General features: G+C 61.7%; 9 protein-coding genes. 6 read left to right on the forward strand and 3 right to left on the reverse strand.

The window, feature by feature from the left end:
• Positions 1-86: 86 nt before the first annotated feature.
• Positions 87-797, reverse strand: a complete 711-nt coding sequence (locus AC193Q_RS20965; protein ID WP_121182986.1) for a GntR family transcriptional regulator — start codon at positions 795-797, stop codon at positions 87-89.
• Positions 798-994: 197 nt separating this feature from the next.
• Between AC193Q_RS20965 and lapG the strand changes: the two genes are divergently transcribed.
• Together lapG and lapD are read left to right on the forward strand one after the other, a co-directional pair.
• On the forward strand, positions 995-1687 hold the full coding sequence (lapG, locus tag AC193Q_RS20970) for a cysteine protease LapG (RefSeq protein WP_007962016.1): 693 nt from the start codon (positions 995-997) through the stop codon (positions 1685-1687).
• A 14-nt stretch (positions 1688-1701) separates the two neighbouring features.
• On the forward strand, positions 1702-3648 hold the full coding sequence (gene lapD / locus AC193Q_RS20975) for a cyclic di-GMP receptor LapD (RefSeq protein ID WP_121182988.1): 1947 nt from the start codon (positions 1702-1704) through the stop codon (positions 3646-3648).
• Positions 3649-3799: 151 nt separating this feature from the next.
• On the opposite strand, the gene AC193Q_RS20980 is transcribed toward lapD, so the two are convergent.
• Both AC193Q_RS20980 and AC193Q_RS20985 read right to left on the reverse strand, forming a co-directional pair.
• Positions 3800-4138: a tryptophan synthase subunit beta gene (locus tag AC193Q_RS20980; protein ID WP_121182990.1), complete on the reverse strand. Its 339-nt coding sequence runs from the start codon at positions 4136-4138 to the stop codon at positions 3800-3802.
• A 147-nt stretch (positions 4139-4285) separates the two neighbouring features.
• Positions 4286-19921: a LapA family giant adhesin gene (locus tag AC193Q_RS20985; protein WP_121182992.1), complete on the reverse strand. Its 15636-nt coding sequence runs from the start codon at positions 19919-19921 to the stop codon at positions 4286-4288.
• A gap of 357 nt (positions 19922-20278) precedes the next feature.
• Between AC193Q_RS20985 and AC193Q_RS20990 the strand changes: the two genes are divergently transcribed.
• From AC193Q_RS20990 to AC193Q_RS21005, 4 genes are all read left to right on the forward strand, one after another.
• Positions 20279-21631, forward strand: a complete 1353-nt coding sequence (locus AC193Q_RS20990; protein ID WP_041070916.1) for a TolC family outer membrane protein — start codon at positions 20279-20281, stop codon at positions 21629-21631.
• 42 nt (positions 21632-21673) lie between these two features.
• On the forward strand, positions 21674-23830 hold the full coding sequence (locus tag AC193Q_RS20995; RefSeq protein ID WP_121182994.1) for a type I secretion system permease/ATPase: 2157 nt from the start codon (positions 21674-21676) through the stop codon (positions 23828-23830).
• Positions 23820-25187: an HlyD family type I secretion periplasmic adaptor subunit gene (locus tag AC193Q_RS21000; protein WP_095667875.1), complete on the forward strand. Its 1368-nt coding sequence runs from the start codon at positions 23820-23822 to the stop codon at positions 25185-25187. The genes AC193Q_RS20995 and AC193Q_RS21000 overlap by 11 nt, the downstream gene beginning before the upstream one ends.
• Positions 25188-25557: 370 nt before the next feature.
• Positions 25558-26454 carry a TauD/TfdA dioxygenase family protein gene (locus AC193Q_RS21005; RefSeq protein WP_047290716.1) on the forward strand — a complete coding sequence of 299 codons (897 nt, stop codon included), beginning with the start codon at positions 25558-25560 and terminating at the stop codon, positions 26452-26454.
• The last annotated feature ends 13 nt before the right edge of the window (positions 26455-26467 follow it).

Raw genomic sequence — 26467 nt, forward strand, 5'->3', positions numbered from 1 at the left:
CCGGGTTTGCGGCAGACCGTAGAGAGGATTTGTAAGCGGGTTATTCGCCGGTCAGCTGCGAGCGACTGAGACCGGCGTTGAAGGCATCAGCGGACCGCCTTGCGGTGTTGTCCGGCAGGGCTGGCGAGGTAACGGGTGATCACCTCGACGCCACGGTTGAGGTGTTGTGTGAGCAGCTTCACCGACAGTTCGACATCGCGTTCGATCACGGCCTGGAGCATCGCCCGGTGATCTTCCTGGGACAGTTTGCCCAGTCCCATGGCTTCGAGGTTGAAACGCAGAAACCGCTCTTCTTCGTTCAGGCCGTCTTCGACCAGTCGCAGCAACCGCTGATTCGGCGCCTTGCGGTACAAGGCCATGTGGAACAGGCGATTGAGTCGACCGATTTCGCTGTAGTCGTGCTGGGTCTCGAGTGCTTCGATATGACCGGCGGCAAGCGCGTGATCGGCGCTGGTCAGCAGCGGAACCGACTGGCGCATGGCTTCGGATTCGAGCAGGATTCGCAACTCGTAGGTTTCAGTAGCGTCGCCCTGAATCAACGGGGCAACCACAGCGCCTTTGTGGGTCGTGACGCTCAGCAGCTCCTGGGCCTCCAGCTGACGCAGAGCCTCGCGCACCGGCATGCGGCTGACCCCGAACAAGTCAGCCAGATCCTGCTGACGCAGGGCGGTGCCGCACGGTAAACGACCGTCAAGAATCGCCGAGCGCAAGGTCTCCTCGATGATCGAACGGGCAAGATGTGCAGGAATCGGCCCATCGACTTTGATGCTGTGCAGCGGGTTGGGCTTCTGTGTCACAACTACTCACCCTGAATGAAGACGGAATTTGGATCCAAAGACACTAGTGATTGCTCTACAGGTTGTCAAACCATGTAAAGGATTGCTGTCCTGAGTAAAGTTTAGCGCGCTGGCGATGATCTCATGGTGCCATTGTTTTTTGCCGGGCTAAGCTTCACCATCAAACGCTTTCCTTCCTGCCCCCTTGGAAACCTGCTGTGGCGGTACGTTTCGCGATCCCTCGGACCTTGCGCTGGCTAGGCTGCGCACTGCTGCTGGCCGGCGTCATGCTGGGCGGTCTGCATGCCGATTGGGATTTTTCCGCGATCAGCCGCAAAGCCACGGCGCTTTACGGGCCGCTGGGCGCCGGGCAGCAGCGGATCGATGCCTGGCAGAACCTGCTGGCCACGCAGAAACAGGTCAGCGAGATGGAAAAACTGAAAGTCGTGAACCTGTTTTTCAACAAACAGGTGCGCTATGTAGAGGACATCGATCTGTGGGGCCAGGTCGATTATTGGGAGACGCCCATCGAAGCGCTGTGGAAAGGCGCCGGCGATTGCGAAGACTACGCGATCGCCAAGTATTTCAGCCTGCGCCATCTCGGGGTCTCCAGTGACAAGCTGCGCATCACCTACGTCAAGGCACTGCGCCAGAATCGCGCGCACATGGTACTGACTTACTACGCCACCCCCGATGCCATGCCGCTGGTGCTCGACAGCCTGATCGATCCGATTCAGCCTGCGTCCCAGCGAACCGATTTGCTGCCGGTCTACTCTTTCAATGCCGAAGGTCTGTACCTGCCGGGAGCCAAGGGCAACAAAAAGGTCGGTGACACCAAACGCCTGTCGCGCTGGCAGGATGTGCTGAAGAAAATGCAGGCCGAAGGTTTTCCGGTCGAAACGACTAACTAGGAGCACGCGCTCAGATGTCTTTGTTCAAACAGCTGTTGATCGCTATCTGTCTGTTCCTGGTGGTCGCCTTCACCGGCAGCTTCATGGTCAGTCTGGAGAGTTCGCGCACCCAGTACGTCAACCAGCTGCGCTCCCATGCCCAGGACGCTGCCACGGCGCTGGCGTTGTCGCTGACGCCGAATATCGACGACCCGGCGATGGTCGAGCTGCTGGTCAGCTCGATTTTCGACAGCGGTTATTACGCGAGCATCCGTGTGGTCGACCTCAAGACCGACCAGACCATCGTCGAGCGCAGCGGGATTCCGGCGGTGAGCAATGTGCCTGACTGGTTCGTCAAACTGATCGGCCTGGAACCGGCCGGTGGCGATGCCTTGGTCAGCCGTGGCTGGGAGCAGGCCGCGCGGGTCGAGGTGGTCAGCCACCCGATGTTTGCCGTGGCCAAGCTGTGGCAGAGCGCGTTGGGCAGCCTCGGCTGGCTGTTGCTGTGCGGCGCGGTCAGTGCGGTGCTTGGTGCGTTGCTGCTGCGCCGGCAATTGCGCCCGCTGGATTACATGGTCAAACAGTCCCACGCCATCGCCCGTCGCGAGTTCCTCAGCCTGCCGGAGCTGCCGCGCACCCCGGAACTGCGGCGCGTGGTGCAGGCGATGAACCAGATGGTCGAGAAGCTCAAGGCGTTGTTCCAGGAACAGGCCGAGCGCAGTGAAAAACTGCGCGCCGAGTCTTATCAGGACAACCTCACGGGGCTGGCCAACCGGCGCTATTTCGAGATGCAACTGCACAATCGGGTGAGCAACCCGGAGCAGGCCAGTTCCGGTTACCTGCTGTTGTTGCGGGTCAAGGATCTGGCCGGGCTCAACCAGCGCCTGGGCGGTCAGCGCACGGATGAATTGTTGAAAGCGGTCGGCGAGCAGTTGTCCCGCGAATGCGCCAAATACCCGGAAACCCAGAACCTCGTCACCCGGATTCGCGGAGGGGAATTTGCCGTGCTGGCGCCGGGGCTGGTGCGTGAAGAAGCGCTGCAACTGGCGCAGAACCTCGACAGTGCGTTGAGCAGCCTACACGCCACCGGCGCCACTGATGTGCCGGCGGTGGCCTCCATCGGCCTCGCCCCGTTTGCCCACGGCGATTCACCGCAAGCAGTGCTGACCCTGGGTGATCAGGCGCTGGCGCAGGCCGAGGGGCAGGGCGAGCAGAACTGGGCGTGCATCGATCAGAGCCTGGTGGCCGAGGTTGGCGACGATCACCACGCCTGGCATCGATTGCTCGATCAGGCACTGAATCAGCAGCGCTTCGAGTTGTACTTCCAACCGGTGGTGGCTGCGCAGGACACTCAACTGGTGCTGCATTACAAAGTGCTCTCGCGCTTGCTGGATGAGCAGGGCCAGACCATTCCCGCCGGGCGCTTCCTGCCGTGGCTCGAGCGTTTCGGCTGGACCGCACGACTCGACCGCTTGATGCTCGAGCGTGTGCTGGAGCAGATGAAAGCGCATGAGGATTCGCTGGCGCTGAACCTGTCCTCGGCAACCCTGGCCGATCCACAGGCATTGAACAAAGTGTTCGAGATTCTGCGCGCGCACTCCGACCTCGGCGAGCGTCTGACGCTGGAGATCGGTGAGGAGCAACTGCCGGAGCAAGCGGTGCTGGAGCAGTTGACCCGGCGTCTGCGTGAACTCGGTTTCTCCCTGAGCCTGCAGCGCTTTGGTGGACGCTTCAGCATGATCGGCAACCTGGCGCGGCTGGGGCTGGCGTATCTGAAGATCGATGGCAGCTATATTCGTGCGATCGATCAGGAAAGTGACAAGCGTCTGTTCATCGAAGCCATCCAGCGGGCGGCGCACAGCATTGATCTGCCGCTGATTGCCGAACGGGTGGAGACCGAAGGGGAATTGTCGGTGATTCGCGAGATGGGTTTGTATGGGGTGCAGGGGCAGCTGTTTGGTGAGCCCAAGCCCTGGAGCTGAGCCGTTGTCCGCGTGGCGTCAGTGATGCCGCCATCGCGGGCAAGCCCGCTCCCACAGGATTTTGTGTCGTTCACATAACTGCGGTAACCCATCCCATTGTGGGAGCGGGCTTGCCCGCGATGAGGCCAGATCAGTCAACGAAGATTCGGGATCAGATCAGCCCGCCTTCATCTTCATCGATCAGGTGGCTCAACCCACCCAACGCTTCCCGTGCCTGGGTCCGGTCCATCAGTTTGGCTTGCGCCGCCGGCGGCAGGTCGGTGACGCGGATCACGCCCTTCTGGGTCAGCACCTGAATCAGGTCGTCGAGTACCCGAATCATTTCAAAGTCGCTCTGCTTGAGCTGTTTGAGGCTGTTTTCCACGGCCGCGTTGGCGAACCAGGCCTGGATGTCATGGTGGTCGGCCGGCAGCGTTTCCGTGGCCTCGGCGTAGGCCGCCGCTTCCACGCGAATCAACTGACCCTGCGCATCGCGTTGCACGTAAAACATTGAGCATCCCTCAGAAAGAACCAGCGTCATGCTGTCAGCAGCATAGGCCAACTGCGCGCGAGTATGCGGGCTGGCGACGAAATCGTCACCGCCGAGTTAGCCGCAAACGTGACGGCCGCCCCAAGGGGCGGCCGTTTTGTACACGCATCAGCTGTTGTTGTGGTCGACCTTGATGGTCGGATCGCTGCCGGCGATCAGGTTGTGAATGTTGGCGCTCGACCAGTTGTTGCCTTCCAGTTTGATCGTCACGTCCGGCGTGGCGGCTGCCGCGTCGCCGGAGTTGAACTTGCCCGCCGAGCTGACTTGCAGCGACGACGTGCCATCAACCGTGGTGATCTTCAGGAAGTTGTCGATGGTGCTGCCGGTTTCGCCCTGCAACAGGTCACGCAGGTCGATGCGGTCGCCTTCGCTGGCGTTGAAGTCCTTGATCACGTCGTTGCCGGTGTCGCCTGCTTTCCAGACGAAGGTGTCGGCACCGGAACCACCGATCAGGATGTCGTTGCCCTGGCCACCGATCAGCGTGTCGTTGCCGGTGCCGCCGAGCAGGATGTCATTGCCCTTGCCGCCGTCGAGCAGGTCGTTGCCGCCCGAGCCGAAGAGGATGTCATTGCCTGCGCCACCCAGCAGCGTGTCGTTACCGTCATGTGCACCGGATACATCGAACGCCTGATAGTGCTCGGTGATGTACTGGTGCACGTTGCTGGTGGTGACCTTGCTGACGTCAACCCCGGTTTCCTTGGCCACGAACGCCTGCATCGCCTGATAACCCTCGCCGGCAATGCCGTTGAAGCTCACCAGGTCGCCGAACAGGATGTCGTTGCCGTCGCCACCGCTGACAGTGTCGTTGCCCGGCATCGTCGCTTCGGTATGGCCGATGATCGAGTTGGCCAGATCCTTCGGATCGATGTTGGTTTGCGGCAAGTGATCCGAGTCATACGGTTTCAGGTCGTTGAGGCTGACACCGCTGTTGATACCGATGGCTTCGACGTTCGACAGACCGCTGAGCAAGGCGAAGCTGCTGCTGGAGTTGTCGGTGGTGGCAGTCGTGGTGCTGTTACCAGTACCGGCCAGGCTCGACAGCTCGTAGGTGCCGTCACCCTGAGCGTGAACCGTGCCCAGGTTGGTGGTGGTCCAGCCGCGGCCGTTGTAGGTCTGCAACTGGGCATAACCGCTGGAGTTGATGCTCAGGTAATGCGTGTTGTCGATGTAGGTGCTGAAGGTATCGCCCAGCTTGTAGTTGCTGGTCGTGACCACGCTGTCGAACCTCACGCTGCCATACAGCGTCGGGTTGGTCTGCTCGCCGCTCTGGTAGTAGGTCGGCTGGCCGTCGGTGATGAAGTAGGTAAGGTTCTTCGCCCCGGTGTTGGCCAGCGCTTCCGTGCTCTGGAAGAAGTTGGCCGTGGTCTTGAACACGTCTTCGTAGTTGGTGCCGCCACCGGAGGTCATCGAGTCGAGTACGGCTTTGAGCTGGGTCAGCGCGTTCGGGTCGTTGAGGTTCACCGAGACCGACTTGTTGACCTGGGTATCGAAGTCCACCAGGAAGATGTTCACGGTCCCCGAGTTGCTGCCGCCCAGGCTCTGCTTGAGGGTGTTGAACACCGAGGTCAGCGAGTCTTTGGCCGCGTTGATCGACGAGGTGCTCATACTGCCCGAGCTGTCGACCATGAACGCAATGTTGTAGTTGGTACCCGGCACCACAGTCAGACCGCCGATGTCGGCGACCATGATGTCGTTGCCGTCGGTGCCGTTGAAGGTGTCATCGCCCGAAGTACCGACCACGGCGTTGTACACCGCCGGCACCACGGTGACCGGAATCGTCGCGGTGCTGCTGGCCGAGCCGCCGACCATCTCGGTGGAAGTCGACGTCACGGTCAGGTTGAACTGGCCGTTGTAGTAGGTCGGCGGGGTCACGGTCAGGCTGCCGAGGCTCCAGCCGGTGACGTTGGCTTCGCCGTTGCTCGCGGTGACGGTGAAACTGTGGCCATGGCCGTCGGAGAGTACCGAACCGACCGGCGCACCGCTGATCTTCACGCTCAGGGTTTCCGAGCCGTCGGTGTCGGTCAGCGCGGTGTTGATCGCCGACAGTTTCACCGTGGTGCCTTCGGCGCCGGTGTTGAGTTTGTAGCCGTCGTAATAGCCTTCGCCGTTGGTACCGTGCAGGTCGGAGACGGTCACACCGGCGTTCACCAGATCCTGCACGCCGGTGTAGATCGGCACGCCGGCGCTGCTCAGGTCGATCGGCGTGCTGCCGTTGACCGACAGGTTCACGTCATAGCTGCCCGGGCCGCTCTGGTTGTGGTGGTAAATGTCCAGGGTGTAGTAGCCGCTGGTGGTCGGGGTAAACGAACCGCTGATCGTACCGCCCGCGCCCCAGGTGCCCGACGCCACGCTCTTGCCACCGATGGTGATCAGCAGGCTGTCGTCAGCCACGCCGCTGAAGCTGTAGGTCTTGCCGGCTTCCAGATAGATCAGGCCCGAGGTTTTCGACGCGGTGCCGGCGGTCACGCTGCCGTCCGACTGCACGTTGGTCACGTTGGTGCTGGTGTTCGGGGTGCCGGCGCCATCGATCACGTTTTTCAGCGTGGTCGAGTCAGCGCCATTGCCGCTGGTACCCAGGCCCGCCAGACCGGTCCAGACTTCCTTGACCAGTCCGGTGGATTTCACGCTGTTGTCGGCCACGCTCACGGTCGGTGCATCCGCCACTGGCGTGATGTCGATCTTCACGGTGCCGGTGTTGCCCAGCAGTTGGCCGTCGGTGGGCTGGAACTTGATCTGCGCGTAGTCGGCCTGGTTGTTGCCCATGCCGGTGCCGCCGTAACCGTTGACGCCCGACTCATTGGCATCCGGCAGGAAGCGCAGCTTGCCCGCGTCGATGTCAGCCTTGCTGAAGGTCTGGTTGTTGGCGACGTCTTTCCAGGTCGAACCGTCCAGATACTGCAGTTTGCCTTCGCCCGGCAGCTGGGTGATTTTGATCCCCAGGCTGCTGGCCGGACTGTCGACGTCAGTCACACCGAAGGTCGACCAGCCGAGGATCAGCGGGGTGTCTTCGGTGCCGGTGACGTTGACCGGAGCCGCAACCGGCGCATCGTTGACCGCCACCACGTTGACCGTGGTGGTCGCAGTGTTGGAGTAGTTGCCGCCATCGGTCACGGTCACGGTGATGATCCGTGGCACGGTGCTCGGGTCTTCACTGCTGTTGGTGAAGGTGATGTTCTTGATGGCCTGCATGTAGTCGGCCAGCGTCGCGTTACCCGACAGGGTCAGGGTCACGGTGCCGTTGGTGCTGTTGGCATTGATGGTGATGCCGTTGACGCTGTTGCCAAGGTTCAGCGCATCGCCGTCCTGACGGTTGGTCAGGACGATGGTCGCACCGGTCAGCATGGTGCTGTCCGGGTCGGTGATCGTCAGGTCAGTGTCGGCAATCGACACGCCGGCGCCCGGGGTGTTTTCGGTGAACGTCACCTTGTAGTCGGCACCGGTGGCGCCGCTGGAGTTGTTGGCATCCAGGTCGATGACCGGTGGCGCATCGTTGTCGATGATCGAGGTGCTGACGCTGCCGTTGGTGCTGCTGACAGCCAGGTTCTCGAAGTTGCCGCCGGTGGCCGAGTCGATCTTGACCACGAAGTTCTCGGTGCCTTCGGTGATCTTGTCATCGATGGTCGCGACGTTGAACTGCGCGCTGCTGGCGCCTGCCGGGATCTTCACGGTGTACACGCCAGTGAAGTCCGAACCGTCGGCGGCGGTGCCGCTGTAGACGATTTTCAGGGTCACGTCGGTTTGCGCCGGGTGGGTCAGGCTGACGGTGTAGCTGGCGGTCTGGCCTTCGGTCACCGAGGTGCTGCCGGTGATGCTGACGGTGGTGGTGTCGATGGTATCGGCGACGCTGGTGACGGCCGGTGTCGTGCTCGGTACCAGGTTCTCGAAGTTGCCACCGCTGGCGTTGGTGATGGTCGCCTGCACGCTGCCGGCGTCTTTGTAGACATCGTCAGCCGGAGCCGGAACGGTCACGGTGCCAGTGGTTTTGCCGGCGTCGATGGTGATCACCGAACCGTTGCTCAGGGTCACGGTCACTGGCGAGCCGGCGGCGTTGCTCAGGGTCGCGGTGTAGGTGATCTGGCCGCCCTCGTTCACCGCCGGGGTCGCGCTCAGCGACAGGCTGGTGGTGTCGACGGTGTCGGTCACGGTGGTGCTGACCGGGGTCTTGTCGGCCACGAGGTTTTCGTAATTGCCGCCGGTCACGTTGCTGATCGAGTTGGTCAACGGCGCGTGGCCGGTCAGCGCATCGTTCGGCGCGATGGCGGTCACGGTGCCGGTGGTCTTGCCGATGTCGATGGTGATCGTCTGGCCGTTGGCCAGGGTCACCACGACTGGCGAGCCAGTCACAGGTGCACCGACGGTGGCGGTGTAGGTGACGGTGCCACCTTCGGCCACGGTGCCCGTGGCGCTGAGTTTCACGCCAGTGGTGTCGATGGTGTCGGTGACGCTGGTCACGGCTGGCGTGGTGCTTGGTACCAGATTTTCGAAGCTGCCACCGGTGGCAGTCTTGATCGTGGCCTGCACGGTGCCGGCGTCTTTATAGACGTCGTCGGCCGGAGCAGGGACGGTGACGGTGCCGGTGGTTTTGCCGGCGTCGATGGTGATCACGGCGCCGTTGCTCAGGGTCACGGTCACTGGCGAGCCAGCGGCGTTAGTCAGGGTTGCGGTGTAAATGATCGAGCCGCCTTCGGCCACGGTGCCGGTCGCGGACAGCGACAGGTTGGTGGTGTCGACAGTATCGGTCACGGTGGTGCTGACCGGCGTTTTGTCGGCCACGAGGTTCTCGTAGTTGCCGCCGCTGACGTTGGTGATGGCGTTGGTCAGTGGAGCGTGGCCGGTCAGCGCGTCGTTTGGCGCAGCAGTGGTCACAGTGCCGGTGGTCTTGCCGATGTCGATGGTGATCGTCTGGCCGTTGGCCAGGGTTACCACGACTGGCGAGCCAGTGACTGGCGCACCGACGGTGGCGGTGTAGACAACGTTGCCGCCTTCCGCTGCGGTGCCGGTGGCGCTCAGCTTCACGGTGGTGGTGTCGATGGTGTCGGTGACACTGGTCACGGCTGGCGTGGTGCTTGGTACCAGATTTTCGAAATTGCCACCGCTGGCATTGGTGATGGTGGCCTGGACGGTGCCGGCATCTTTGTAGACGTCGTCAGCCGGAGCAGGCACGGTCACGGTGCCGGTGGTTTTGCCGGCGTCGATGGTGATCACGGCGCCGTTCGACAGAGTCACGGTGACTGGCGAGCCGGCCGCGTTGGTCAGGGTTGCGGTGTAAATGATCGAACCACCCTCGGCGACCGTATTAATGGCGCTCAGGGACAGGTTGGTGGTGTCGACAGTGTCGGTCACAGTGGTGCTGACCGGCGTCTTGTCGGCCACCAGATTTTCGTAGTTGCCGCCAGTCACGTCAGTGATCGCGTTGGTCAACGGCGCGTGGCCGGTCAGCGCATCGTTCGGCGCGATGGCGGTCACGGTGCCGGTGGTCTTGCCGATGTCGATGGTGATCGTCTGGCCGTTGGCAAGTGTCACAACGACAGGCGAACCCGTGACTGGCGCACCGACGGTGGCGGTGTAGGTGACGGTGCCACCTTCGGCCACGGTGCCAGTGGCGGTGAGTTTCACCCCAGTGGTGTCGATGGTGTCGGTGACGTTGGTTACGGCCGGCGTGGTGCTTGGTACCAGATTTTCGAAGTTGCCACCTGTCGCCGACTTGATGGTCGCCTGCACGGTACCGGCGTCTTTGTAGACGTCGTCCGCTGGAGCCGGAACGGTGACGGTGCCGGTGGTTTTGCCCGCGTCGATGGTGATGACTGCACCGTTGCTCAACGTCACGGTCACTGGCGAGCCAGCGGCGTTGGTCAGGGTTGCGGTGTAGATGATCGAACCACCCTCGGCGACCGAGTTGGTTGCGCTCAGGGACAGGTTGGTGGTGTCGACAGTGTCGGTCACGGTGGTGCTGACCGGGGTCTTGTCGGCCACCAGATTTTCGTAGTTGCCGCCGGTCACGTTAGTAATGGCGTTGGTCAACGGTGCATGACCGGTCAATACGTCATTCGGCGCGGTGGTGGTCACCGTGCCGGTGGTTTTACCGACTTCGATGGTGATGTTCTGACCGTTGGCCAGAGTCACCACAACCGGCGAACCGGTGACTGGCGCACCGACGGTCGCGGTGTAAGTGACAGTGCCACCTTCAGCCGCAGACTCGGTCGCGGTCAGTTTGACCGTGGTGGTATCGACGGTATCGGTGACGCTGGTCACGGCCGGGGTGTTGCTGGTCACCAGGTTTTCGAAATTGCCGCCAGTCGCGCTCTTGATCGTGGCCTCAACGGTGCCGGCGTCTTTGTAGACGTCATCAGCCGGAGCCGGAACGGTCACGGTGCCGGTGGTTTTACCGGCGTCGATGGTGATCACGGCGCCGTTCGACAGGGTCACGGTGACTGGGGAGCCAGCGGCGTTGGTCAGGGTCGCGGTGTAAACGATCGAGCCACCTTCGGCCACGGTACCGGTCGCGGACAGCGACAGGTTGGTGGTGTCGACTGTATCGGTGACCGTGGTATTGACCGGGGTTTTGTCGGCAACGAGGTTCTCGTAGTTGCCACCGCTCACGTTAGTGATCGCGTTGGTCAATGGCGCATGACCGGTCAGCGCATCGTTCGGTGCGGTGGTGGTCACGGTGCCGGTGGTTTTGCCCACTTCGATGGTGATGTTCTGGCCGTTGGCCAGAGTGACTGTCACTGGCGAACCAGTGACCGGTGCACCAACGGTCGCGGTGTAGGTGACGGTACCGCCTTCAGCCGCCGACTCGGTCGCGGTCAGTTTGACCGTGGTGGTGTCGATGGTGTCGGTGACCTGAGTCACAGCCGGCACAGTACTCGGTACCAGATTTTCGAAGTTGCCACCGGTAGCGTTGGTGATCGTTGCTTGAACGGTGCCGGCATCTTTGTACACGTCATCGGCAGGTGCCGGAACGGTCACTGTGCCAGTGGTTTTACCAGCGTCGATGGTGATCACGGCGCCGTTGCTCAACGTCACGGTGACTGGCGAGCCGGCAGCGTTGGTCAATGTCGCGGTGTAGATGATCGAACCACCCTCGGCGACCGAGTTGGTTGCGCTGAGGGACAGGTTGGTGGTGTCGACAGTGTCGGTAACGGTGGTCGAAACCGGTGTCTTGTCAGCGACCAGATTCTCGTAGTTACCGCCGCTCACGTCGGTGATGGCATTGGTCAAAGGCGCATGACCGTTCAGCGCATCGTTCGGTGCGGTGGTGGTGACGGTGCCAGTGGTTTTACCCACCTCGATGGTGATGTTCTGACCGTTGGCCAGGGTCACGACCACAGGCGAACCGGTCACTGGCGCGCCGACGGTAGCGGTATAGGTGACGGTGCCGCCTTCTGCCGCAGACTCAGACGCGGTCAGCTTGACCGTGGTGGTATCGATGGTGTCGGTGACCTGAGTGACAGCCGGCACGGTGCTCGGTACCAGGTTTTCGAAGTTGCCACCGGTCGCGGTGGAAATGGTCGCTTCGACTTTACCTGCGTCTTTGTACACGTCATCGGCTGGCGCCGGAACGGTCACAGTGCCAGTGGTTTTACCGGCGTCGATGGTGATCACGGCGCCGTTCGACAGAGTCACGGTGACTGGCGAGCCAGCCGCATTGGTCAGGGTCGCGGTGTAAACGATTGAGCCACCCTCGGCCACGGTGCCGGTCGCACTGAGCGACAGGTTGGTGGTGTCGACGGTATCGGTGACGTTAGTGCTGACCGGGGTTTTGTCAGCCACGAGGTTTTCGTAATTGCCACCAGTCACACCGGTGATCGAGTTGGTCAGCGGCGCATGACCGGTCAGCGCATCGTTCGGTGCAGTGCTGGTCACGGTGCCTGTGGTTTTACCCACTTCGATGGTGATGTTCTGGCCGTTGGCCAAGGTCACCACAACCGGAGAACCGGTTACCGGCGCACCGACGGTTGCGGTATAGGTGACGGTGCCACCTTCGGCCACCGAAGTGTCGGCAGTCAGTTTGACGGTCGAGGTGTCGATGGTGTCGGTCACGTTGGTGACGGCTGGAACAGTGCTCGGCACCAGGTTCTCGAAGTTGCCACCGGTGGCGGTCGAAATGGTCGCTTCGACTTTGCCTGCGTCTTTGTAAACGTCATCGGCTGGCGCTGGAACGGTTACGGTGCCGGTGGTTTTGCCGGCCTCGATGGTGATGACGGCGCCGTTGCTCAACGTCACGGTGACTGGCGAGCCAGCGGCGTTGGTCAAGGTCGCGGTGTAGATGATCGAACCACCCTCGGCGACCGAATTGGTTGCGCTCAGCGACAGGTTGGTGGTGTCGACTGTATCGGTAACGGTGGTTGAAACCGGGGTTTTGTCGGCGACCAGATTCTCGTAATTGCCACCGGTCACGTTAGTGATGGCGTTGGTCAACGGCGCATGGCCGGTCAGCGCGTCGTTCGGTGCTGTAGTGGTTACAGTACCGGTGGTTTTACCCACTTCGATGGTGATGTTCTGACCGTTGGCCAAGGTCACGACCACAGGCGAGCCAGTCACTGGCGCACCGACAGTCGCGGTGTAAGTGACAGTGCCACCTTCCGCAGCGGACTCGGTCGCAGTCAGTTTGACCGTGGTGGTGTCGATGGTGTCGGTAACGTTGGTGACGGCCGGAACCGTGCTAGGCACCAGATTCTCGAAGTTGCCACCAGTAGCGCTGGAGATGGTCGCTTCGACTTTACCCGCGTCTTTGTAAACGTCATCGGCCGGAGCTGGAACAGTCACGGTACCGGTAGTTTTACCGGCTTCGATGGTGATCACCGCGCCGTTGGACAGGGTCACGGTGACTGGGGAGCCAGCGGCGTTGGTCAGGGTCGCGGTGTAAACGATCGAGCCACCTTCGGCCACGGTACCGGTCGCGGACAGCGACAGGTTGGTGGTGTCGACGGTGTCGGTGACATTAGTCGAAACCGGCGTTTTATCCGCCACAAGGTTTTCGTAGTTACCGCCGCTCACGTCGGTGATGGCGTTGGTCAGCGGCGCATGGCCGGTCAGCGCATCGTTCGGCGCGGTGGTGGTGACGGTGCCGGTGGTCTTGCCGACTTCGATGGTGATGTTCTGACCGTTGGCCAGGGTCACCACGACTGGCGAGCCAGTCACTGGCGCACCAACGGTCGCGGTGTAGGTGACGGTACCACCTTCGGCAGCAGACTCGGTCGCGGTCAGTTTGACCGTGGTGGTGTCGATGGTATCGGTAACGTTGGTGACGGCCGGAACCGTGCTAGGCACCAGATTCTCGAAGTTGCCACCGGTGGCGCTGGAAATGGTCGCTTCGACTTTACCGGCGTCTTTGTAAACGTCATCGGCCGGAGCTGGAACAGTCACGGTACCGGTGGTTTTACCGGCTTCGATGGTGATCACCGCGCCGTTGGACAGGGTCACGGTCACCGGAGTCCCGGCCGGATTGGTCAGGGTTGCGGTGTAGACGATCGAACCACCCTCGGCCACCGAGTCGCTGGCAGTCAGGTTCAGGTTGGTGGTGTCGACAGTGTCCGACACTGAGGTGTTTGCCGGTGTCTTGTCGGCCACCAGGTTTTCATAGTTACCGCCGGCAACCTTGTCGATGGCGACGCTCAGCGAGCTGCCGCCCGCCAATGGGCTGTTCGGCGCGACGAAGTTCACGCTGCCGGTGGTCTCACCGACGGCGATGGTGATGGTCTGTCCATTGGACAGAGTGACCACAACTGGCGAGCCGGTTACAGGTGCGGTCACGCTCGCGGTGTAGACCACGGTCTCGCCTTCGGCGACGTTGGCGGTGGCAGTCAGCGACACGGTGGAGGTGTCGATGGTGTCGTTGACGGTGGTCACCGCCGGCGTGTTGCTGGTGACCAGGTTTTCGAAGTCGCCACCGGTCGCGCCCTTGATGGTCGCTTCAACGGTGCCGGCGTCCTTGTAGACGTCATCCTTCGGTGCATCGACGGTCACGGTGCCGGAAGTTTTGCCGGCGTCGATGGTGATCACCGCGCCATTGCTCAACGTCACGGTCACCGGAGTGCCGGCGGCGTTGGTCAGGGTGGCGGTGTAGGTGATCTGGCCACCTTCGTTCACCGCCGGAGTGGCGCTCAGCGACAGGTTGGTGGTATCGACGGTGTCGGTCACGGTGGTGCTGACTGGCGTCTTGTCGGCAACGAGGTTTTCGTAGTTGCCACCGCTGACATTGGTGATCGAGTTGTTCAGCGGTTCGTGACCGTTCAGCGCATCGTTCGGTGCGGTGGTCGTTACGGTGCCGGTGGTTTTGCCGACTTCGATGGTGATGTTCTGACCGTTGGCCAGGGTCACCACGACTGGCGAACCGGTCACGGGTGCACCGACAGTCGCGGTGTAGGTGACCGTGCCGCCTTCAGCCACGGACTCGGTTGCGGTCAGTTTTACCGACGTGGTGTCGATGGTATCGGTGACTTCGGTCACGGCTGGAGCGGTACTTGGCACCAGATTCTCGAAGTTGCCGCCCGCAGCATCCTTGATCGTGACTTCGACCTTGCCAGCGTCTTTGTAGACGTCATCGGCAGGGGCTGGAACAGTCACGGTGCCGGTGGTTTTGCCCGCGTCGATGGTGATCACGGCGCCGTTGGACAGAGTCACGGTGACAGGCGAGCCGGCAGCATTGGTCAACGTCGCGGTGTAAACGATCGAACCGCCCTCAGCCACGGTACCGGTCGCGCTCAGCGACAGGTTGGTGGTGTCGACGGTGTCGGTCACGGTGGTGCTGACCGGGGTTTTGTCGGCAACCAGATTCTCGTAGTTGCCGCCGCTCACGTCGGTGATGGCGTTAGTCAGCGGCGCATGACCGTTCAACGCATCGTTCGGTGCGGTGGTGGTCACAGTGCCGGTGGTTTTACCCACTTCGATGGTGATGTTCTGACCGTTGGCCAGGGTCACCACGACTGGCGAACCGGTCACGGGTGCACCGACAGTCGCGGTGTAGGTGACGGTGCCGCCTTCAGCCGCGGACTCGGTTGCGGTCAGTTTTACCGACGTGGTGTCGATGGTATCGGTGACTTCAGTCACTGCCGGAACCGTGCTCGGAACGAGGTTCTCGAAGTTGCCACCGGTTGCACCGTTGATGGTGACTTCAACCTTGCCGGCGTCTTTGTAGACGTCATCGGCTGGCGCTGGAACCGTCACGGTGCCGGTGGTCTTGCCCGCTTCGATGGTAATCACCGAACCGTTGGACAGGGTCACGGTGACGGGCGAGCCAGCAGCGTTGGTCAGGGTCGCGGTGTAGGTGATCGAACCGCCCTCGGCGACCGAGTTGGTGGCGCTGAGTGACAGATTCGTCGTGTCCACGGTGTCAGTGACGGTGGTGCTGACCGGGGTTTTGTCAGCGACCAGATTTTCGTAGTTGCCGCCGCTGACGCCGGTGATCGAGTTGGTCAGCGGTTCGTGACCCGTCAGCGCATCGTTTGGCGCGGTGGTGGTCACGGTGCCGGTGGTCTTGCCGACTTCGATGGTGATGGTCTGACCGTTGGCCAAAGTGACAGTCACTGGCGAGCCAGTGACTGGTGCGCCAACGGTCGCGGTGTAAGTGACGGTGCCACCTTCAGCCACCGAAGTATCGGCGCTGAGCTTCACGGTAGAGGTATCGATGGTGTCGGTGACTTCGGTCACGGCCGGGACGGTGCTCGGTACCAGATTTTCGAAATTGCCGCCGGACGCATCCTTGATCGTGACTTCGACCTTGCCGGCGTCCTTGTAGACGTCATCGGCTGGCGCCGGAACGGTCACGGTGCCGGTCGTTTTACCCGCTTCGATGGTAATCACCGAACCGTTGGACAGGGTCACGGTTACCGGAGTGCCCGCTGGGTTGGTCAGGGTCGCGGTGTAGGTGATCGAACCGCCCTCGGCGACCGAGTTGGTGGCGCTGAGTGACAGATTCGTCGTGTCCACGGTGTCAGTGACGGTGGTGCTGACCGGAGTTTTGTCAGCAACCAGATTTTCGTAATTGCCACCGCTCAGGTCAGTGATCGCGTTGGTCAGTGGTTCGTGACCGTTCAACGCATCGTTCGGCGCGGTGGTGGTCACAGTGCCGGTGGTTTTACCCACTTCGATGGTGATGGACTGACCGTTGGCCAGAGTCACGACAACCGGCGAACCGGTCACGGGTGCACCAACCGTAGCGGTGTAAGTCACCGTGCCGCCCTCGGCGACCGAAGTGTCAGCGGACAGTTTGACGGTCGAAGTATCGATGGTGTCGGTCACTTCGGTGACAGCCGGCACGGTGCTCGGAACGAGGCTCTCGAAGTTGCCGCCCGACGCATCCTTGATCGTGACTTCGACTTTGCCGGCGTCCTTGTAGACGTCATCGGCTGGCGCCGGAACGGTCACGGTGCCGGTCGTTTTACCCGCTTCGATGGTGATCACCGCGCCGTTCGACAGGGTCACGGTGACCGGCGTACCGGCCGGGTTGGTCAGCGTCGCGGTGTAGACGATCGAGCCACCTTCCGCCACGGTGCCAGTGGCACTCAGCGACAGATTGGTGGTGTCGACAGTGTCGGTAACGGTGGTCGAAACCGGGGTTTTGTCCGCCACCAGATTTTCGTAGTTGCCGCCGGTCACACCGGTGATCGAGTTGCTCAACGGCTCATGACCGTTAAGCGCATCGTTCGGCGCGGTGGTGGTCACGGTGCCAGTGGTTTTGCCCACTTCAATGGTGATCGTCTGACCGTTGGCCAGGGTTACAACAACCGGTGAGCCGGTGACCGGTGCGCCGACTGTGGCGGTGTAAGTGACGGTGCCACCTTCAGCCACCGAAGTATCGGCGCTGAGCTTCACGGTAGAGGTATCGATGGTGTCGGTGACTTCGGTGACGGCCGGAACGGTGCTCGGCACCAGATTTTCGAAGTTGCCGCCGGACGCATCCTTGATCGTGACTTCGACCTTGCCGGCGTCTTTGTAGACGTCATCGGCTGGCGCCGGAACCGTCACGGTGCCGGTCGTTTTACCGGCTTCAATAGTGATCACCGAACCGTTGCTCAGGGTCACGGTGACTGGTGTGCCCGCTGGATTGGTCAGGGTTGCGGTGTAGACGATCGAACCGCCTTCAGCGACGGAGCCAGTGGCACTCAGCGACAGGTTGGTGGTGTCAACGGTGTCGGTAACGCTGGTCGAAACCGGGGTTTTGTCGGCGACGAGGTTTTCGTAGTTGCCACCGCTCACGCCAGTGATCGCGTTGGTCAGTGGTTCGTGACCGTTCAACGCATCGTTCGGCGCGGTGGTGGTCACGGTGCCGGTGGTTTTACCCACTTCGATAGTGATGGTCTGGCCGTTGGCCAGAGTCACGACAACCGGCGAACCGGTCACGGGGGCGCCAACCGTAGCGGTGTAAGTCACCGTGCCGCCCTCGGCGACCGAAGTGTCAGCGGACAGTTTGACGGTCGAAGTATCGATGGTGTCGGTCACTTCGGTGACAGCGGGCTCGGTGCTTGGAACGAGGTTCTCGAAATTGCCACCGCTGGTTCCGGTAATGCTGACTTCCACTTTGCCTGCGTCTTTATAGACGTCATCGGCAGGCGCCGGAACGGTCACGGTGCCGGTAGTTTTGCCGGCCTCGATGGTGATCACGGCGCCGTTGCTCAGGGTTACGGTGACCGGCGAGCCGGCAGCATTGGTCAACGTCGCGGTGTAAACGATCGAACCGCCTTCAGCGACGGAGCCAGTGGCACTCAGCGACAGATTGGTGGTGTCGACGGTGTCGGTAACGGTGGTCGAAACCGGGGTTTTGTCGGCGACGAGGTTCTCGTAGTTACCGCCACTGACGTTGGTGATGGCGTTGGTCAGCGGCGGGTTGCCGGTCAGCGCATCGTTCGGTGCGGTGGTGGTCACGGTGCCGGTGGTTTTGCCGACTTCGATGGTGATGGTCTGACCGTTGGTCAGGGTCACGGTCACTGGCGAACCGGTGACAGGCGCGCCTACGGTGGCGGTGTAAGTGACGGTGCCGCCTTCAGCGACCGAGGTATCGGCGGTCAGTTTGACCGTCGAAGTGTCGATGGTGTCGGTGACTTCGGTGACGGCTGGATCGGTACTTGGTACCAGGTTCTCGAAATTGCCACCGCTGGTGCCGGTGATGCTGACTTCGACTTTGCCGGCGTCTTTGTAGACGTCATCCGCAGGCGCGGGAACGGTCACGGTACCGGTGGTCTTGCCAGCTTCGATGGTGATGACGGAGCCGTTGCTCAACGTCACGGTCACCGGGGTACCGGCCGGATTGGTCAGGGTTGCGGTGTAAACGATCGAACCGCCTTCGGCCACGGTGCCAGTGGCACTCAGCGACAGGTTGGTGGTGTCGATGGAGTCAGTGACAGTGGTGGTCGCTGGCGTCGTGTTTGGCACCAGGTTCTCGAAGTTGCCGCCGGTAGCACCGGTAATCGTGGTGCTGACGGTGCCGCCGTTGTTATAGACGTCGTTTGGCGCAGTCGGCACGTTGATGGTGCCCGTGGTCTGGCCGGCTTCGATGGTGATGGTCGAGCCATTGGACAGGGTGACGGTGACCGGCGTCTGCGCCGGGTTGGTCAGGGTCGCGGTGTAGGTGATCTGGCCACCTTCAACCACGCTGCCGGTAGCGGTCAGGGTCAGGCCGGTGGTGTCGCGCGAATCAACGATGTTCGTCACGGCTGGTGTCGTGTTCGGCACCAGGTTCTCGAAGTTGCCACCAGTGGCACCAGTGATGGTGGTGCTGACGGTGCTGCCGTTGTTGTAGACGTCATTCGGCGCGGTTGGCACGTTGACAGTGCCCGTGGTCTGGCCGGCTTCGATGGTGATGGTCGAACCGTTGGACAGGGTGACGGTGACCGGCGTCTGTGCCGGGTTGGTCAAGGTCGCGGTGTAGGTGATCTGGCCGCCTTCAGTGACGCTGCTGCCAGCGGTCAGGGTGACAGTGGTGGTGTCGATGGTGTCGGTGACCTGGGTCGTGGCCGGAGTGGTCGGCGGGGTCACGGTGATGCCGTTGCCGCCAGTGGTGCCGGTGACGGTCACGTCGATCTGGGTCGGGTCGTTATAAACGGTGTCGTTCGGCGCCAGCGGCACGTTGACGGTGCCGGTGGTGGAGCCGGCGGGAATCACGATCACCGAGCCGTTGGACAGGGTGATGGTCAGGTCGGTCAGCGGCGCCTGGGTCAGGGTCGCGGTGTACACCAGCACGCCGCCGGCTTCAGTGATGGTCGGCGTGGCGCTGAGGCTCAGGGTCGACTCACGCAGGGCGTTGGCGGTGGTGTCGGTGGTCTGGCCACCGGTGATGTTCTGCGCCGCTTGCGCACCGGCGTTGATGCCCGCGGTCGGGAAGCCGATGGTCGGGTCGACGCGGCCAGCAGTGGCGTCGAGCATCACGAAACTGTGGCCGCCGCCTGCCGCGCCGCCAGTCCCCGCGGCGGTCGCGCCGGCAGCGGTGGCTTCAAGAGCAGTGGTCGGGTCGGCGCCGGCGGCGATGGCCTGCTGCAACTCGGCTACAGAAGGTGCGGCCTGCGCGGTGGCTTCGGCCAGGTCCGTGCTGGAGTCGGGCGCGTTGGCGCTCCACTGCGTTTCGCGACCCAGGTCCAGGGTGCGGCCATCCGCCAGTTCCAGCGATACAGCGCCGGAGAGGCCAGTATCGATCTGGTCGCCGACGAACAGGCGATCGCCTTCAACGAGCACGCGGCGTACACCCTCGGGGGATACCACGAATACCTGACCGACAATGCTTTTGACGATGGCAACAACACTGCTCATTGAAGACTCTCCGGGTGTTACGTTCAGTTGACTTCCATTGCCTGATGGCTTCGGCGCCGATTCAGTCTGGACGTACTTTTAAAATTTGCGAATCAAGTTTGACGCTTCTTTTCGTCAATATTTTGGCTAGATTCTTTCGCTATTAACTTTATGCCAAACTATTGACCTTCTGGGTGCCATCCTAAACAATCGCCCCACTAATGTCACATTGATATTTCCGCGGCGACCTGTCCCTCAGCGTGTGATCCAGTTCCTATTTTGAACTTTCCGACATACGGTCATTCCGGTTGCCAATCATCCGACGCAGCAGCACGTTTTGCTGTGATTCAAGACAAGAAGTCCTGGGAAATCTTTACCATGCGTTTGCACTTGTTCAAGGCTCTACCCTTCGCTCTGGCCGCCTCTTTCGCCCATGCACAATCCTTACCGGAAGCCATGCAACAGGCACTGGATGTCCATCCGGAAATCCAGGCAGGGGTCAACAGTCGTCTGGCGGCGGATTATCAGTTAAAGGCTGCGAAAGGTGGATACCTGCCCAAGGTCGACCTGCTGGGTGGTTATGGCCGTGAGGGCACCGACAGCGTGACCACGCGCGCCAACGGTGGCGGCAATCACTGGGAGACACTGAACCGCAGTGAGTCAAGTTTACGTCTCTCGCAAATGGTCTTTGACGGTTTTGCGACGTCGAGCGAAGTCGGGCGTCAACAAGCCACCGTCAACTCCCGCGCCTACTCCCTGCTGGGGACTTCCGAGCGCACCGCGCTGACCGTCGCCCAGGTGTACCTGGACGTGTTGACCCGCCGCGAATTCGTGCGTCTGGCCGAAGAAAACCTCAAGAGCCACCAGCGCATCTACGACCAGATTCAACTGCGCACCCAGCGCGGCGTCGGCAGTGGTGCCGACCTCGATCAGGCCGAAGCGCGGATGGCCCAGGCGCGTAACAACCTGATCACCGAGCAGACCAACCTCGCCGACTCCGAGACCAACTTCCTCAGTGCCGTCGGCCAGATGCCTGACCAGCTGGAGCGTCCGGCACCGTTCATGGCGATGATGCCGGCCAACCTCAATGAAGCGCGGCAGCAGATGCTGGAAAACAGCCCGATCCTGCGCTCGGCCGAGTCCGATATCGCTGCTGCCGAGAAGCAGTACGAAACCGCCAAGTCGACCTTCTACCCACGTTTCGACGCCGAGCTGGGTCGCACCGCCGACAACGATCTCGACGGTCAGAACGGCCACAACAACGAGTGGCAGGCCATGCTGCGCATGCGCTTCAACCTGTACTCCGGCGGCAGCAACAAGGCCGATCTGGAATCCAAGTCGTACCTGTCCAACCAGGCGCTGGACATCCGCAACAACGCTCTGCGTCAATTGAATGAAGAACTGGGTCTGGCCTGGAATGCCCTGAACAACGCCAATGCGCAGGTGCCGATCGCTCAGCAGTACGTTGATCACAGCACCGCCGTGCGTACCGCTTACCAGCGTCAGTTCAGCCTCGGCGAGCGCACCCTGCTCGATTTGCTCGACAGCGAAAACGAGTTGTTCACCGCTTCGCGCCGTCTGGCCGAGATCAAGAACATTCAGTTATTTACTCAGTATCGAATCAAGGCGACCATGGGCGAGTTGCTCAAGAGCCAGGGAGTGGTCGCACCGTTGGCATCCGTCGTGCAGAACGATGTGAAGCCGAAGGTCCAACTGCCCGGTATGAATTGAGCAGAACCTTCATTGTTCAATTGTTAGCCAAGAGTGCCGAGCGTGGAATCAGAAGTCAGTCGAGTTCAACTCATTCATGATCCGCGCGCGATGCACGACGATCCGTTGCTGGATGGTCTGCTCGCTCTGTGCATGCTGCACCAGAAACCCGCCAGTGCGGCGATGCTCACCACCGGTCTGCCGCTGCCCAAGCAGCGCCTGAGCGTCGAGTTGCTGCCCCGCGCAGCGGCTCGCGCCGGGCTGCAGGGTCGGGTGCTGCAACGCAAGCTGGAAGAAATTCCGGCGATTGCCATGCCGGCGCTGTTGCTGCTCAAGGATGGTCGCAGCGCGGTCTTGCTCGGCTGGCAAGGTGACAACGAAGCCCGGGTGCTGCTCAGCGAAAGCGACGGCGGCGAATCGGTGGTCAGCCGCGAACTGCTGGCCGACGACTACACCGGCAAAGTGTTCTTCGCCCAGCCGCAGCACAAATTCGACGTCAACCACGGCACGCTGATCCCGCGTGCGCGCTCGTGGTTCCGCGACACCCTCAAGCGTTCGCGCTGGCTGTACGCCGATGCGATCGCCGCGAGTTTCCTGATCAACATCATTGCCATGGCCGCGCCGCTGTTCGTGATGAACGTCTACGACCGCGTGGTGCCGAACCAGGCCGAAGCGACCCTGTGGGTGCTGGCGCTGGGCATCACCGGTGCCTACATTTTTGACCTGATCCTCAAGAGCCTGCGCAGTCTGTGCCTGGATCTGGCCGGCAAGAAAACCGATCTGATCATCTCTGCGACGCTGTTCGAACGCATCGTCGGCATGGCCATGAAGTACCGCCCGGCGCGGGTCGGCAGTTTCGCGCAGAACATCCATGAGTTTCAGAGCCTGCGCGACTTTCTCGCCTCGCTGACCCTGACCAGCCTGATCGACCTGCCGTTCACCATTCTGATCTTCATCGTTATCGCGATTCTCGGCGGGCATCTGGTGTGGATTCCGGTGCTGGCGTTCCCGATTGCCTTGTTGATCGGTTACGCGCTGCAGAAGCCGCTGGTCGCGACCATGGAGCGCACCATGGCCCTCGGCGCCGAGCGGCAGTCGAGCCTGATCGAAACCCTCGCCGGCCTCGATGCGGTCAAGGTCAACAACGCCGAAAGCGAACGCCAGTATCAGTGGGAACAGACCATCGGTACCCTCAGCCGCCTTGAGCTGCGAGTGAAAATGCTCTCCGGTCTGGCGATGAACATCACCCTGCTGATCCAGCAACTGGCCGGGGTGATCATGATCGTCTTCGGGGTGTACCAGATCATCGCCGGCAACCTGAGCATGGGCGGTCTGATTGCCTGCTACATGCTCAGCGGCCGCGCGCTCAGCCCGCTGGCCTCGCTGTCCGGTTTGCTGACGCGTTATCAGCAGGCGCGGGTGACCATGACCTCGGTTGACCAAATGATGGAGCTGCCGCAGGAGCGCAATTTCGAAGAGCGTCCGCTGAGCCGCAAGGTGTTGCAGGGCGCGATCGAGTGCCGTCAGCTGAGCTTCACCTACCCGGAGCAGCAGAACCCGGCGCTGAAGAACATCAACCTGGTAATTCGTCCCGGCGAGAAGATCGGCATCATCGGCCGCAGCGGTTCGGGCAAGAGTTCGCTGGCGAAACTGCTGGTCGGCTTGTACCAACCGGATGACGGCGCGCTGCTGGTAGATGGCGTCGACATCCGCCAGATCGACGTCAGCGAGCTGCGCTACAACATCGGCTACGTGCCGCAGGACATCCAGTTACTGGCCGGCACCCTGCGTGACAACCTGATCTCCGGCGCGCGCTACGTCGAAGACGAGCTGGTGCTGCAAGCCGCAGAGCTCGCGGGCGTGCACGAATTCGCCCGCCTGCATCCGCAGGGTTATGAACTGCAAGTCGGTGAACGCGGGCAGAACCTGTCCGGTGGCCAACGGCAGAACGTCGCACTGGCGCGGGCGCTGCTGCTCAACCCACCAATCCTGCTGCTCGACGAACCGACCAGCGCCATGGACAACACCGGCGAAGAACGCCTCAAGCAACGCTTGGCTGCCGTGGTTGAAAACAAGACCGTGGTGCTGGTGACGCACCGGGCCTCGCTGCTGTCGCTGGTCGACCGCCTGCTGGTGGTCGACCGTGGACAGATTCTTGCCGATGGCCCGAAAGCCGCCGTGATGGAAGCGTTGAAGAAGGGGCAGATCAGTGTTGCTTAAGTCGGGTGTCAAAGAGTCGATCCGTCGCTACTTCAAGGGTTCTGCCTCGCTGCAGGGCCAGCCGCTGCCGGAGGTCAACAAGGCGCTGATCGAGGACGCCCCGCGCGTCGTGCGCCTGACCATCTGGGCAATCATCGGCTTCTTCCTGTTCCTGCTGCTGTGGGCCAACTTCGCCGTGATCGACGAAGTGACCAAGGGCGACGGCAAGGCGATTCCGTCGTCGAAGATCCAGAAAATCCAGAACCTTGAGGGCGGGATCGTTTCGGAAATGTTCGTCAAGGAAGGTCAGATCGTCGAGGCCGGCGCACCGCTGATTCGCCTGGACGACACGCGATTTGCTTCCAACGTCGGCGAAACCGAAGCTGATCGCCTGTCGATGCTGTTGCGCGTCGAGCGCCTGAGCGCCGAGGTCGAAGACCGTCCGCTGAACTTCCCGGAGGACGTGCTCAAAGCCGTGCCGGGTCAGGCGAAAAGCGAAGAGTCGTTGTACATCAGCCGTCGTCAGCAATTGCATGACGAAATCGGTGGCCTGCAGGAACAACTGATTCAGCGTCAACAAGAACTGCGCGAATTCAGTTCCAAGCAAGCGCAATATCGTCAGCAACTGGGCCTGCAGCGCCAGGAAATCAACATGTCCGAGCCGCTGGTGGCGCAGGGTGCCGTATCGCCGGTGGAGGTGCTGCGCCTCAAGCGTGCCGAGGTCGAAACCCGTGGTCAGCTCGACGCCACCACGCTGGCCATCCCGCGCGCCGAATCGGCAATCAAGGAGGTCCAGCGCAAGATCGACGAGACGCGCGGCAAATTCCGCAGCGAAGCGCTGACTCAGCTCAACGAAGCCCGCACCGACCTGAACAAGGCCCAGGCCACCGGCAAAGCGCTGGAAGACCGGGTCAGCCGGACACTGGTCACCTCGCCGGTGCGCGGCATCGTCAACAAGTTGCTGGTCAACACCATTGGCGGCGTGATCCAGCCGGGCAGCGACATGGTGGAAATCGTGCCGCTGGACGACACCTTGCTGGTCGAAGCCAAGATCCGCCCGCAGGACATTGCGTTCCTGCATCCGGGGCAGGAAGCGATCGTCAAATTCACCGCGTACGATTACACCATTTACGGCGGACTCAAAGCCAAGCTGGAGCAGATTGGCGCCGACACCATCACCGACGAAGACAAGAAAACCACCTACTACATGATCAAGGTGCGCACCGAGCGAAGCCACTTGGGCACCGATGAAAAGCCGCTGCTGATCATTCCGGGGATGGTCGCGTCGGTGGATATCATCACCGGCAAGAAATCGGTGTTGAGCTATCTGCTCAAGCCGATCATCCGGGCGCGGGCCGAGGCGTTGCACGAGCGTTGATGCTCTAGCGGTCTTTATGGCCTCATCGCTGGCAAGCCAGCTCCCACAGAGTTTTCGGTTGGAACACGATTGTGTGCTCGACATCGGAATCTGTGGGAGCTGGCTTGCCAGCGATGGCGTCAGTGAAATTGCCACATTACGCCCAGAAGTGACAAAAACCGTCACTCACCATCCCGTCCATTCCTCACCATCCGCCATATAGTTATTCATTAACGGTATTTAATTTCCAGTTCTTATAGCTTTAAAGTCACCCACCTGCGTACCTGCCGACCAATCGGCGCGCCGCACGACCTGAACCGACACGCAATCCAGCGTGAGTGTCTGATCGACGTGCGCGCCCGTGAGCGCGCCGTGCGTGGGAGATTGAAAGATGTCCGCAGCTACTGCCACCCCAAGCGCCGCGACTGCCGCGCCGCAAACCTTCGAGATTCGCCCATTCAGCGGTGCCGTCGGTGCCGAAATCATCGGCCTGGACCTGACCCGGCCAGTCAACGACCATGACTTCGCGCGCATTCATCGCGCGCATCTGGATCACCATGTCGTGGTGTTCCGCGACCAGCGCATCACCCCGCAACAGCAGATCGATTTCAGCCGTCGTTTCGGCGTGCTGCAGATCCATGTGCTCAAGCAGTTCCTGCTGGCCAATCACCCGGAAATTCTCATCGTCTCCAACATCGTCGAGAACGGCCAGAACATCGGTCTCGGTGACGCCGGCAAGTTCTGGCACTCCGATCTCTCCTATAAAGAACTGCCGAGTCTCGGCTCGATGCTGCATGCGCAGGAATTACCGTCCGAGGGTGGCGACACCTTGTTTGCCGACATGCACAAAGCCTGGGACAACCTGCCCGAGGCGTTGCGCAAAGCCGTGGAAGGGCGCTCGGCCGCGCATTCCTACACCGCGCGCTACAGCGAAACCAAATTCGAAGGCAACTGGCGTCCGACCCTGACCCCGGAGCAACTGGCGCAGGTCGCCGAAGTGGTGCACCCGATCGTCCGTACCCACCCGGAAAACGGCCGCAAGGCGTTGTTCGTCAGCGAAGGCTTTACCACCCGCATCGTCGGTCTGCCGGAGGACGAGAGCCAACAGCTGCTGGCCGAGCTCTACGCCCACAGCGTGCTGCCGCAAAACATCTACCGCCATCAGTGGCAGCCCCACGACATGGTGTTCTGGGACAACCGTTCGCTGATCCACCTCGCCGCCGGCTGCCCCGCGCACCTGCGCCGCAAGCTGTATCGCACGACCATCCAGGGCGACGCGCCTTTCTGATTTGCCGGAGATT

The organism is Pseudomonas sp. F2 (genome assembly GCF_057174385.1).